Below are 11,962 nucleotides of genomic sequence, written 5' to 3' on the forward strand. Positions count from 1 at the left end.
GCATGCGCCACTAGCGTCATTGCGAGGAGCGAAGCGACGAAGCAATCCAGACTTTTCCCGCGAAAGGATTCTGGATTGCTTCGCTTCGCTCGCAATGACGGAATATGCGGCGACTACCGTGTTAACGGCCACTCGCCGATGATGTGGAAGCGTGCCGCTGGGACTTCCTGGCGAAAAAGGGCGATGCGGTCGATCGTGAGCGTCTCGAGATCGAGCGCAGCGAACAGCCTCCGCAACATCTTGATGATCGGCCCGCGCCGCTGCGCATCGAGCCGGCCCGTGAGCGTCATGTGGAAGCGGAATTCCTCCATCACATAGGGGTAGCCCCAGCGATCGAGATGGTCGCGCTGCCGCTCGGTCAGCTTTTCCGGGTTGCGCCTTGCACGATCCTCAGCCGTCAGCGGGGCACGAAATGCATTGAACTCGCGGACGCAATCGGCGGCTAGCTGTGTCAGTTCGCTGACAGCCTCGGCCGGGATCACCGCAATGAAGCCGCTGATGGAATCCACGACCGGGCGAATCACAGGGATCGGCCGCGGCTTGCTGGCAAACGCTGCGCACGCAGCAGCCAGTTCTGCCTCGGTCTTGCTGCCCGCGAGCGCCATCGGCGCCTTTAGCGTGCCGTGAAAGCCGTATTTGCGGGGATCGGCCGTGATGTCGTGCCAATCGGATGCAAGGTGCAACGCCTCTGCGGGGAAGGGTAACTCACGGTCGCTAGAGGCATCGTAGCCAAGCAGTTCGGCGCCGAAGCGCGACAGCGCGCTGTCGGCATCGGCGGCATAGTAGATCGCGTAGCGGGGAAAACCTGTCATCGGAACTCATATAGCCGGTTCAAACGACGACGACAGCCTCGCGGGATGCCGGGGCTGAGCCGAGCAGGCGTGTTGCATCGGTGAAATGCACCAGCCTGCCCGCGGCGATCACCGCGACCACCCGCGGCCGCAGCGGCACGCTGTCGTCGACCAGCAGGATGTCGGCGCGCCGTCCCTCCTTGATCATGCCGCGATCGGACAGGCCTGCGGCCTCTGCCGGTGCTTCCGAGATCAGCTTCCAGGCCTGCGCCAGCGGAAGCACGCTATCAGCCACGAGCCTGAAGGCGGCGAGCAGCTGCGCCGGATAGTAATAGTCCGACGCCAGCACCGAGCAGAGCCCTTTGGCGATCATGTCGGACGCCCTGGTCCAGCCTGTATGGCTGCCGCCACGCACCACGTTGGGCGCGCCATAGATGATGGCGTCGCCGGCCGCCGCGGCCGCGCGCGCCGTCTCTTCGTTGACCGGAAACTCGGCGATCGTGGCACCCATGTCCCGATACGCCTTGCGCATCGCCGGCGTGGCGTCGTCATGCGAGAGCATCCTCACCTCGGCCGCGCGCGCCGCCGCAGCAAGCCGCGCAGTCGACGCTGGGACATCCGCCGCGCGGGCGGCGACACGACCGACCAGCTCTTCAAAGGCCGCGTCGGATAGTCCGGTCCGTTCAACCAGGCGGCCGCGCTTGTTCGGCTTCGTCAGGTCGCGGATGGTCGCAGCCATATGATCGTTGAAGGCGAACAGATCGACTCGTCCTTCAGCAAGCCATTGGCCGATCTCGTCCTCTGCATCGAGATTATAGGTCTCGTGCCGCAGATGCAATCGGGTGTCTGCGGCAAATTGCGGCCGCAGCCGTTCGATCGCCTCCAGCAGGCGCCGGGCATTGTCGCCGGATCGCAGGCCCGGCTCCCACGACCAGGTCGCGCCATGGAAGATGGTGGTGATGCCGTTGCCCACGGCTTGCCGGTCACTGTCGGCGAGCGCCACGTCGACCGGGAAGTCGACACCCGGGCGCGGCATCATCTGCCGTTCGAACGCGTCGCCATGCAGGTCGACGATACCCGGCAGAACCAAGAGATTACGAGCATCGATCGCGAGCGGCGCGCGTGCGCGGCCGCGATCGATCGCTGCGATATCCTGCCCGGAAATAACGAGTGAGGTTTCGACGATCTCCGGGCCGATCAGGGCTCGGCCGCCTTCAAGGAAGATTTCGGTCACGCGGGGATGCTTCGCTCGCTGGGAGAGGACTGGTTGGCAACGATCCGTGCCTCGTACTTTGCAAGGAAATCTTCAATCCCAAGCTTGCGGAAATCAGGCAAGGCTTCGCGCAAGCTTTCGTGATCCCAGTCCCACCAGGCGAGTTTTGCGAGGCGGCCGGCGATCTCGTCGGAGAACCGCCGCCGGATCGGGCGGGCCGGATTGCCTGCGACGATGGTGTAAGTTGGCACGTCCTTGGTGACGACGGCGCCTGCGGCCACCACCGCGCCGGTGCCTATATTGCGGCCCGGCAATACGATCGCGCCATGGCCGATCCAGACGTCATGGCCGATATGAACGTGATGCTGGCGCCGCCAATCGAAGAACTCGGCCTCATCGCTCTCGCCCGGAAAATAGGCGCTCGCACGATATGTGAAATGCGCCTGGCTGGCGCGCTGCATCGGGTGATTGCCGGGATTGACGCGCGTCATCGCCGCGATCGAGCAGAATTTTCCGATCGTCGTGTAAGTGATCTGGGTATCGTTCACGACGTAGGAATAATCGCCCATCGTCACCTCGTGCAGGATCGTGCGCGCGCCGACCTCGCAATAGGCGCCGAGCTTGATCTCGTGCAGCTTGGCGGTGGGATCGATGGTCGGTTGGACCGAAAGCGATTTGGCGACCATGATGGTGCGTCCGTCAAAAAGGGGAGGGATGTTCGTCTTCGAGCGCCTCGATGACGATGTCATGACGCCGAGATGACAGGGGACGGCGTGTGTAGCATCGCCGCACGGCAGCGGCTCTGTCACACGAATGTAAAGCTGGGGCGTTAGCGGTGGGGCCCAGCTAGTTGGGAGCCCCTGCATGCTGGTGATTGAAGGTCTGACGTGCCGCTTCGGTTCAAAAGCCGCGGTGGACGACGCTTCGTTTCAAATCGCCCCCGGTGGCTTTGTCGGCGTGATCGGCCGTTCCGGCGCCGGCAAGTCGACCCTGCTGCGGACCATCAATCGTCTTGTCACGCCAACGGAAGGGCGCATCCTGTTCGACGGCGTCGACGTCACCGCCCTGCGCGGCAAGGAACTGCGGCAATGGCGCGCCCGCGCCGCGATGATCTTCCAGCAGTTCAATCTCGTCGGCCGGCTCGACGTGCTTACCAACGTGCTGATGGGCCGCCTTGCCGCGATGCCGGCCTGGCGCTCGCTGACGCAGGCCTGGCTCGAGGAAGACAAGGCGCTGGCGATGTCCGCGCTGGAGCAGTTCGACATGGCATCGCTCGCGGCACAACGTACCGACCAGCTTTCCGGCGGCCAGCAGCAGCGCGTTGCGATCGCCCGCGCGCTGGTGCAGCAGCCCGATCTGATCCTCGCCGACGAGCCGATCGCCTCGCTCGACCCGCGCAACACGAAAGTCGTGATGGATGCGCTGCTCCGCATCAACAAGCATTTCGGCATCACCGTGATCTGCAACCTGCATTCGCTCGATCTGGCGCGCAGCTATTGCGATCGCCTGATCGGCATGGCAGCGGGTCGCGTGGTGTTCGACGGCGCGCCGTCAGCGCTCACCGAGCACGTCGCGCGCGAGCTCTACGATCTCGAAGCCAGTGAAGTCATGGGTGGCATGCCGCTGCCCGTGCCCGGCGGCGTTCCCGTCCTCGGCACCGCCGCTGCCGCCTGAGCCGCTACCAGTTTTGCGTTCATCGCTTCCAACCGATCAAGAGGGTATCATGATCACTCGTCGCATCGTCCTTGCCGGCGCCGCCGCGCTGGTCTTCTCCGCCTCCGCCTCCGCAGAGGACTGGAAAGCGAAATATCCGGAGATCACCTTTGCGGTGATTCCGGCCGAGAACGGCTCGGGTGTTACCGAGCGCTATGCGCCCTTCGTCAGCTATCTGTCCAAGGAGCTCGGCATCAAGGTCACGCTGCGTGTCGCCAATGACTACGCGGCCGTCATCGAGGGCCAGCGCGCCGGCAACATCCATATCGGCTACTACGGTCCGGCGTCCTTCGCGCGTGCCCGCCTCACCGGCGTAAAGACCGATGCTTTCGTCATCGACGTCAACTCCGACGGCTCGAAGGGCTACTACTCCGTGTTCTACGTGCTGGCGAAGTCGCCGTATCAGAAGATCGAGGACCTCAAGGGCAGGAACCTCGGCCTGGTCGATCCGAACTCGACCTCCGGCAACAACATGCCCCGCTTCAAGCTCAACCAGATGAGCATCGATCCCGATGCCTATTTCTCCAAGGTGATCTTCACCGGCAGCCACGAGAACGCCGTTCTCGCGCTCGCCCAGGGCACCGTCGATGTCACCGCCAACTGGTGGAATGCCGATGACGATTCCAACCTGACGCGCATGCTCAACAAGGGCATGGTGAAGTCGGCCGACGGCACACCGATGAAGAAGGAAGATTTCCGCATCATCGTGAAGTCCGACCTCATCATCAATTCGCCCTATGCCTATCTCAGTGATCTGCCCGAGGACATGAAGGCGGCGATCAAGAAGGCCTTCCTGGAGGCGGCGGACAAGGATCCCGAGGCGTTCAAGAAGCTCTCCGACGGCAAGAACAAGCCCTGGGTACCGATCGCCACCGACGACTACAACAAGACGATCGAGCTGATCAGATTCGTCGACAACCTGCGTAAGAAGGCGTCCTGATCGAACGGGACGACGCACCTGGAGCCGGGTCAACTGACCCGGCTCCTTTCTATGTCGAGCCTTGTCCGCTGACCCCATGACCATTGCGGTTTCGATCCTACCCGAGCAGCGACTGGCGGCGCTGAACGCGGCCTATCGCCAGGCGGTGGCGCGCAAGCGCCTGCGGCTGTTCGCCGGCGCTATGCTGTCCATCGCCGCGCTGATCCTTGCCGCGATCGGGGCTGAAGTGAATTTGCGGACGCTGTTCACATATTTCGGCAATTTCGTCAGCTATTTCGACCGCATCCTCACCCTCGACAGCGGTCAGCGTGTCTGGACTGATCCCGGCGAGTGGCTGTGGGGCTGGTACAAATGGCTGAAGTTGCTCGGCGAGACGCTGCTGATCAGCTATGTCGGAACGCTGATCGGCGCGGTCTGCGCCTTCGGCCTGAATTTTTTCGCGGCTGAGAACACGTCGCCGGCACCCTGGCTGCGCTTTCTCGTGCGCCGCCTGCTCGAATTCGCCCGCACGGTTCCGGGCATCGTGTTCGCCCTGATCTTCGTCATGGCCTTCGGGCTCGGGCCGATGGCAGGCGTGCTGGCGATCGCTATTCACTCGACCGGCGCGCTCGGCAAGCTGTTTGCCGAGATCGTCGAGAATGCCGACATGAAGCCGGTCGAAGGTGTGCGCTCGACCGGCGCGAGCTGGTTGTCCTGCATGCGCTTTGCCGTGCTGCCGCAGGTCTCGGCCGGCTATGTCAGCTACGCGCTGCTGCGCTTCGAGATCAATGTCCGCGAATCCTCGGTGATGGGTTTCGTCGGCGCCGGCGGTATCGGCCAGGAACTCGTGGTCGCGATCCGGAAATTCTACTACTCCGACGTCAGCGCAATTCTGCTCATGATCGTCGTCACCATCTTCATCATCGATATCACCACGGGCTGGCTGCGCGCGCGGCTGTTCGGCAGGGATGCGCGGTCATGAAGGAGCTGGAACGGCCGGACACCGCAGCGCTGCGGACGAAGTATCCCGATGCGTTCGAACGGCCGGCGGCGGCGCGCCTGGCGACGCCTGCGATGATCGCGGCGGCGCTCGCCGTCCTCATTTTTGGCCTGCACGATCTCGGCTTCGAGCCGGCAAAGTTCATCGCCGGCCTTCACCAGCTCGGCTGGATCACGTTGATGATGATCCCGCCCGATCCCGGAACGTCGCTCCCGCTCTATCTCCGGGCGCTCGGTGAGACGCTGTCGATCGCGCTGCTCGGCACCACGCTCGCCGCAACGCTGGCGCTGCCGGTCTCCCTGCTCGCAGCGCGGAACATCGTGCCGCCGAACATCATCCGCTTTCCGGTGCGACGTTTCCTCGATTCGATCCGCGGCGTCGATACGCTGATCTGGGCGTTGGTCTGGATCAATGTCGTCGGCCTCGGCCCGTTCGCCGGCGTGCTCGCGATCATGGTCTCTGACTTCGGCGCGCTCGGAAAACTGTTTTCGGAGGCGATCGAGGCGGCCGACAAGAAGCAGGTCGAGGGCATCAGGGCGTCAGGCGGCAATGCGTTGCATGAGATTCGATTCGGCCTGATGCCGCAGGTGCTGCCGGTCATTGCCGGGCAGGTGCTCTACTTCATCGAATCGAACACGCGATCGGCCAGCATCATCGGCATCGTCGGTGCCGGTGGTATCGGGCTTCAGCTCGCCGAGCAGATCCGCGTGCTCGAATGGCAGAAAGTGTCATTCCTCGTTCTGATGATCCTGGTCGCGGTCGCCGCGATCGACTTCATCTCCGGAAAGCTCCGCTTCGCCATCATCGGGCGGCGAGCAGTGGCATGAGGCCCCTGTAGGGCAGGCAAAGCGGAGCGTGCCCACCGCTTCTGTCGAAATTCCGGAAAGGTGGTGGGCGCGGCGCGCGAAGAGCGCGCCTTTGCCCTATGATTCCACCAGGAACTCCACGCGCTCCGCCGCGAACCGCGAGCGTTTGGTCACCAGCGGCCTGCCGTCGGGATCGACGTCGGTCGAATCGACCACCAGGATCGGACGCCCCAGCGCAAGATCGAGCCGCGCGGCGTCGGTTGCATCGACGATCCCGGCCGTGATTCGGGTCGAGCCACGGCGGTAGTCGCGGACGCCGTAATGGGCGAGCAGTTTTGTCATCGAGCGCGCGGCGGCGAACACCGCACCCGCATCAGGGAAGAGTTCGGCTGACAGCCAGGACGTCGAGACACAGATCGGCGTCCGGTCGGCAAAGCGCACGGATTCGATCCGGACCAGCCGCGCGCCGGTCTTCACGCCGAGCTGTCGTGCGAGCTCCCGGCTCGCCACGTCCTCCGACGCCTCGATCAACTGTCCGCGCGGCTCACGGCCGCCGGCGCCGACGATCTCCGAGAAGCGCGTACGCGAGCGCAGCGGATAGGCGAGCTTCTGCGCCTCGACATAGGTGCCGCTGCCGCGTGCGGCGCGCACCAGGCCGCGCTCGGCGAGCGCCGCCAGCGCGCGCCGCACGGTGTGGCGGTTCACGCGATAGATCTCGGCGATCTCGGTCTCGCCCGGCAGTTTTTCGCCGGCGGCAAAGCGGCCATCGGCGATGCCGCGCTCGATGCCGTCGGCGACCAGGCGCCACAGCGCGACGCCGGAAGAGGCGGTGTCCTGAAGGCTCATATCGAAGACAGGCCCATCTCCAAAATCACACGATTGTCACGAAACAGTCATGGCGCTTCATTATCGAGTTGTCTATTATCATAGACAACTTGAATTCGGCAAGGCTTGTGAACGACGTGACCCAGCAAAACAGTCTCAAGATCCGGCGCAAGGCGGCGATGGCGGTGCTGGCGCATGCGGACGCAAGCACCATCGCCGGCCGCCTCCGGGCCATTACGCTGCCGCGCTACGACGATCTGCGTGCGCCCGAAAACGGGCTAGTGATGCTGCGCGGCCGAATCGGCGGCGACGGTGTGCCATTCAACCTGGGCGAGGCAACCGTGTCGCGCGCCGCAGTGCGGCTTGCGAGCGGCGAGGTCGGCTTCGGCTATACGCTTGGTCGCGACGGAGAGAAGGCGCGACTGATCGCGCTCTGCGACGCGCTGGTGCAGTCGGAAGAGTTTGCGAGCGCAATCGAGCAAGATGTCGTCGCGCCGCTGCGGGCGGACTTGCATGCGCGGCAGGCGCAGCGCGCCGCGCGAGCCGCGGCAACGAAGGTTGATTTCTACACCATGGTGCGCGGTGAGGGGTGAGGCCATGACGACGATCGCAGAACTGCCGCCCGGTTTTGCCGACAAGGTGTTGTCGGCGCAATCGACCTTTCGTTCGGTCATGGACGCGATGGCGCGACCGGGCTCGGTGCAGCGCATCGCGCCGGTCCTGGCGGCGCCGGGCCTGATGATGCGCGGCACTGCCGCGATCGCGCTAACGCTGTTCGACCATGATACGCCACTCTGGCTCGATGCGCTGATGTCGGGGAGCCCAGACGTCCTGAAATGGCTGAAATTCCATACCGGTGCGTCGGTGATCCAGGATCCTTCCGTCGCGAGCTTTGCGCTGATCGCCGATGGTGCCACGCTTCCTTCGCTCGAGCGCTTTGCGCTCGGCAGCAATGAATACCCTGATCGTTCGACCACGTTGATCCTGCAAGCCGATAGTCTCGACGCAGGGGCCGCCTTCGAGCTCCGTGGCCCGGGCATCGACGGCGCGACGATCCTACAGGCGATGATCAGGCCAGCCGACCTGTTCGAGCGCCTGCGCCTCAACGAGGCGCTGTTTCCGCGCGGCATCGACGTGGTGCTGGTCGCCGATGACGCCGTGGTTGCGATCCCGCGCACCACGCGTATCGCGAACAAGGGAAGTTGAAGCATGTATGTCGCAGTCAAGGGCGGCGAACGCGCCATCGAGAACGCCCATCGCCTGCTCGCCCATGCGCGTCGCGGCGAACGGAGCTTGCCCGACATCACGCTCGGCCAGATTTCCGAGCAGCTTGGCCTTGCCGTCGATCGCGTCATGAGCGAAGGCTCGCTCTATGATCGCGAGCTCGCGGCGCTCGCGATCAAGCAGGCCCGGGGAGATCTCATCGAGGCGATCTTCCTGGTGCGCGCCTTCCGAGCCACCTTGCCGCGCTTCGGCGCAAGCGAGCCGGTCGATACCGGCGCCATGCGGGTGCAGCGGCGGGTGTCCTCGACCTTCAAGGACATTCCGGGCGGACAGATCCTCGGGCCGACCTTCGACTACACCCATCGCCTGCTCGATCCGGGTCTGGCCGAAGGCTATGTGCCCGAGGAGCCGGCCACAGCCGAAGCCTCACCCGCCGCCACGCCGCGCGTGACCGATATTCTGGGTCGCGACGGCTTGATCGAGCCGTCACCGCAAGCCGGGCCGGACGCCCCGGTCGGCGATCTCACGCGCGAACCCCTCAACTTCCCTGCCGATCGCGACCTGCGCCTGCAAAATCTCGCGCGCGGCGACGAAGGCTTCTTGCTGGCGATGGGCTACTCGACGCAGCGCGGCTATGGGCGCAACCATCCCTTCGCCGGCGAGATCCGCTTCGGCGAGGTCGAGGTCGAGCTCTTCGCCGAGGACGTCGGCTTCGCCGTGCCGCTGGGTGCGATCGAGCTGACCGAGTGCCAGATGGTGAACCAGTTCAAGGGCTCGGCAACGGAAGCGCCGTGCTTCACCCGCGGCTATGGCCTGGCCTTCGGCCAGAGCGAGCGCAAGGCCATGTCGATGGCGCTGGTCGATCGCGCGCTTCGCGCCCGCGAACTCGGCGAGGAGGTGCTCGCACCGGCGCAGGACGAGGAATTCGTGATGTCGCATTCCGACAACGTCCAGGCGACCGGCTTCGTCGAGCATCTGAAGCTGCCGCATTATGTCGACTTCCAGTCCGAGCTTGGCCTGCTGCGCAAGCTGCGTCAGGAATTTGCCGAGGCCAATGACGCCGAGCCGATGAAGGAGGCCGCGGAATGAACGCGCCCACCTACAACTTTGCTTATCTCGACGAGCAGACCAAGCGGATGATCCGCCGCGCGATTCTGAAGGCGATTGCGATTCCCGGCTACCAGGTCCCGTTCGCTAGCCGCGAAATGCCGATGCCCTATGGGTGGGGCACCGGTGGCGTGCAGGTCACGGCCGCGATCCTCGGACCCGATGACGTGCTGAAGGTGATCGACCAGGGCTCCGACGACACCACCAATGCGATCTCGATCCGGAAGTTCTTTGCCAAGACCGCTGGTGTCGCTACGACCACCGCGACGATTGATGCGACCGTGATCCAGACCCGTCACCGCATCCCGGAGACGGCGCTTGGCGAAAACCAGGTGCTGGTCTATCAGGTGCCGATTCCTGAACCCTTACGCTTCCTCGAGCCGCGCGAGACCGAGACGCGCCGCATGCATGCGCTCGCCGAATACGGCCTGATGCACGTCAAGCTCTACGAGGACATCGCGCGGTTCGGACATATCGCGACGGCCTACGCCTATCCGGTGAAGGTGAACGCGCGCTACGTGATGGACCCGTCGCCGACGCCGAAATTCGACAATCCAAAGATGGACAATTGCCCTGCGCTCCAGCTTTTCGGCGCCGGCCGCGAGAAGCGCATCTATGCGATCCCGCCCTACACGCAGGTGGTGTCGCTCGATTTCGAGGATCACCCGTTTGAGCCCTACCGGTTCAACGCTCCCTGCGCGCTGTGCGGCGCCGAGAATTCGTACCTCGACGAGATCGTCACCGACGACAAGGGCGGCCGCATGTTCGTGTGCTCCGACACCGATTTCTGCGAGGAGCGTCAGACGGCTGGCCACCATGGCAGCCTGAGCGCCGCGCCGTACAAGGAGAGGGCGCATGGCTGAGCCCGTGCTGGAGAACGATCAGCCGCTGCTGGTCGCGGAAGCCCTGAGCAAATCCTACGGCAGGATCGCCGCCTGTCGCGACGTCTCCTTCGCGCTCTATCCGGGCGAGGTGCTGGCGATCGTCGGTGAATCCGGCTCGGGCAAGTCGACGCTGCTTCAGCTCCTGTCGGGACAGCATGCCGCAAGTGGCGGCCGCGTCGCCTACCAGATGCGCGATGGCATGACACGCGATCTCGCAACGCTCGGCGAGGCCGAGCGGCGCTTCCTGTTCCGCACCGATTGGGGCTATGTGCACCAGGATCCCGCGCAGGGCCTGCGCATGGCGGTCTCGGCCGGCGCCAACGTCGGCGAACGCCTGATGGCCGTGGGATGGAATCACTACGGTCGCATCCGCGACACCGCCTCGAACTGGCTCGAGCGCGTCGAGATCGACGTCGCGCGCATCGACGATGCGCCGCGGTCCTATTCCGGCGGCATGCGCCAGCGTCTCCAGATCGCCCGCAACCTCGTCACCGAGCCGCGCCTCGTCTTCATGGACGAGCCGACCGGCGGCCTCGATGTCTCCGTGCAGGCCCGCCTGCTCGATCTCTTGCGCAACCTGGTTGCCGAACTGCATCTCGCCGTCATCATCGTCACCCACGATCTCGCGGTGGCGCGGCTGCTGTCGCATCGCGTGATGGTGATGAAGGGAGGCCGCGTCATCGAGACCGGCCTGACCGATCAGGTGCTCGACGACCCGCGCGAGCCCTATACTCAGCTTCTCGTCTCCTCGATTCTGCCGCCATGAGCCGCCCGATGACCGCCATGATGATCGACATCGCCGATGCACAAAAGACCTTTACGATGCACCTTCAGGGCGGCGTCGAGCTGCCTGTCGTGCGAGGCGTGACGTTCCACGTCGATCCCGGCGAATGCGTCGTGCTGTCCGGGCCGTCGGGAGCGGGCAAATCGTCGATCCTGAAAATGATCTTCGGTAACTACCGCTGCGACGGCGGCCGCATCGGCGTCCGCCATCGCGGCGCGCTGATCGATCTCGCCACCGCCGAGCCGCGGCAGATCCTCAACATCCGGCGCGACACGATCGGCTATGTCAGCCAGTTCCTGCGCGCGGTGCCGCGCGTTGCGGCCATCGACGTCGTTGCCGAGCCACTGATCGCGAGCGGCGTGGCACGACCCGAGGCACAGCAGCGCGCAGGCGCGCTTCTGCATCGGCTGAACATCCCCGAGCGTCTCTGGCAGCTCCCGCCGGCGACTTTCTCCGGCGGCGAGCAGCAGCGCGTCAACATCGCGCGCGGCTTCATTCCGGAGCTGCCGATCCTGCTGCTTGACGAGCCGACCGCTTCGCTCGACGCGGCGAACCGCGCCGTCGTCGTCGAACTGATTGCCGAGAAGAAGCGCCACGGCGTCGCCATGGTTGCGATCGTCCATGACGACGAGATCCGCCATCTGATCGCCAACCGCATCGTCGACGTCACCAGTTTTGCCGCCGCGGCCTGAAGGA

General features: G+C 64.7%; 14 protein-coding genes. 10 read left to right on the forward strand and 4 right to left on the reverse strand.

What is annotated here, in order from left to right; translation table 11 throughout:
- Positions 1 to 113 precede the first annotated feature (113 nt).
- Genes QA640_RS03895 through QA640_RS03905 form a run of 3 tightly spaced genes read right to left on the reverse strand, consistent with a single transcriptional unit; the run spans position 114 to position 2,690 of the window.
- Positions 114 to 812, reverse strand: a complete 699-nt coding sequence (locus QA640_RS03895; RefSeq protein WP_283039451.1) for a DUF1045 domain-containing protein — start codon at positions 810 to 812, stop codon at positions 114 to 116.
- A gap of 19 nt (positions 813 to 831) precedes the next feature.
- On the reverse strand, positions 832 to 2,025 hold the full coding sequence (locus QA640_RS03900) for an alpha-D-ribose 1-methylphosphonate 5-triphosphate diphosphatase (protein ID WP_283039452.1): 1,194 nt from the start codon (positions 2,023 to 2,025) through the stop codon (positions 832 to 834).
- Positions 2,022 to 2,690: a DapH/DapD/GlmU-related protein gene (locus QA640_RS03905; protein ID WP_283039453.1), complete on the reverse strand. Its 669-nt coding sequence runs from the start codon at positions 2,688 to 2,690 to the stop codon at positions 2,022 to 2,024. Before QA640_RS03905 ends, QA640_RS03900 begins: the two co-directional genes overlap by 4 nt.
- 178 nt (positions 2,691 to 2,868) lie before the next feature.
- Here QA640_RS03905 and phnC point away from each other — a divergent pair, with 178 nt between their 5' ends.
- From phnC to phnE (QA640_RS03925), 4 genes are all read left to right on the forward strand, one after another.
- Positions 2,869 to 3,678 carry a phosphonate ABC transporter ATP-binding protein gene (gene phnC / locus QA640_RS03910; RefSeq protein WP_283039454.1) on the forward strand — a complete coding sequence of 270 codons (810 nt, stop codon included), beginning with the start codon at positions 2,869 to 2,871 and terminating at the stop codon, positions 3,676 to 3,678.
- Between the two features lie 49 nt (positions 3,679 to 3,727).
- Positions 3,728 to 4,657 (forward strand): phosphonate ABC transporter substrate-binding protein, encoded by a 930-nt coding sequence (phnD, locus tag QA640_RS03915; RefSeq protein ID WP_283039455.1) that lies wholly within the window; start codon positions 3,728 to 3,730, stop codon positions 4,655 to 4,657.
- Between the two features lie 76 nt (positions 4,658 to 4,733).
- Positions 4,734 to 5,618, forward strand: coding sequence for a phosphonate ABC transporter, permease protein PhnE (gene phnE, locus QA640_RS03920; RefSeq protein WP_283039456.1), 885 nt, complete (start codon positions 4,734 to 4,736; stop codon positions 5,616 to 5,618).
- Positions 5,615 to 6,463 carry a phosphonate ABC transporter, permease protein PhnE gene (gene phnE / locus QA640_RS03925; protein WP_283039457.1) on the forward strand — a complete coding sequence of 283 codons (849 nt, stop codon included), beginning with the start codon at positions 5,615 to 5,617 and terminating at the stop codon, positions 6,461 to 6,463. The genes phnE (QA640_RS03920) and phnE (QA640_RS03925) overlap by 4 nt, the downstream gene beginning before the upstream one ends.
- Before the next feature lie 96 nt (positions 6,464 to 6,559).
- On the opposite strand, the gene phnF is transcribed toward phnE (QA640_RS03925), so the two are convergent.
- On the reverse strand, positions 6,560 to 7,288 hold the full coding sequence (phnF, locus tag QA640_RS03930) for a phosphonate metabolism transcriptional regulator PhnF (RefSeq protein WP_283039458.1): 729 nt from the start codon (positions 7,286 to 7,288) through the stop codon (positions 6,560 to 6,562).
- Between the two features lie 107 nt (positions 7,289 to 7,395).
- Between phnF and phnG the strand changes: the two genes are divergently transcribed.
- Genes phnG through phnL form a run of 6 tightly spaced genes read left to right on the forward strand, consistent with a single transcriptional unit; the run spans position 7,396 to position 11,958 of the window.
- The gene (phnG, locus tag QA640_RS03935; protein ID WP_283039459.1) at positions 7,396 to 7,860 is read left to right on the forward strand and encodes a phosphonate C-P lyase system protein PhnG; all 465 of its coding nucleotides are present in this window, start codon (positions 7,396 to 7,398) and stop codon (positions 7,858 to 7,860) included.
- A gap of 4 nt (positions 7,861 to 7,864) precedes the next feature.
- A complete protein-coding gene (phnH, locus tag QA640_RS03940; protein ID WP_283039460.1) occupies positions 7,865 to 8,473 on the forward strand; it encodes a phosphonate C-P lyase system protein PhnH in 609 nt (202 codons plus the stop codon).
- Positions 8,474 to 8,476: 3 nt separating this feature from the next.
- Positions 8,477 to 9,580, forward strand: a complete 1,104-nt coding sequence (locus tag QA640_RS03945; protein ID WP_283039461.1) for a carbon-phosphorus lyase complex subunit PhnI — start codon at positions 8,477 to 8,479, stop codon at positions 9,578 to 9,580.
- On the forward strand, positions 9,577 to 10,461 hold the full coding sequence (locus QA640_RS03950) for an alpha-D-ribose 1-methylphosphonate 5-phosphate C-P-lyase PhnJ (RefSeq protein WP_283039462.1): 885 nt from the start codon (positions 9,577 to 9,579) through the stop codon (positions 10,459 to 10,461). The genes QA640_RS03945 and QA640_RS03950 overlap by 4 nt, the downstream gene beginning before the upstream one ends.
- Positions 10,454 to 11,248 (forward strand): phosphonate C-P lyase system protein PhnK, encoded by a 795-nt coding sequence (gene phnK / locus QA640_RS03955; protein ID WP_283039463.1) that lies wholly within the window; start codon positions 10,454 to 10,456, stop codon positions 11,246 to 11,248. Before QA640_RS03950 ends, phnK begins: the two co-directional genes overlap by 8 nt.
- Positions 11,249 to 11,256: 8 nt before the next feature.
- Positions 11,257 to 11,958: a phosphonate C-P lyase system protein PhnL gene (gene phnL, locus QA640_RS03960; protein ID WP_283039464.1), complete on the forward strand. Its 702-nt coding sequence runs from the start codon at positions 11,257 to 11,259 to the stop codon at positions 11,956 to 11,958.
- The last annotated feature ends 4 nt before the right edge of the window (positions 11,959 to 11,962 follow it).

It is taken from the genome of Bradyrhizobium sp. CB82 (assembly GCF_029714405.1).
In the GTDB taxonomy this organism is placed as follows: Bacteria; Pseudomonadota; Alphaproteobacteria; order Rhizobiales; family Xanthobacteraceae; genus Bradyrhizobium.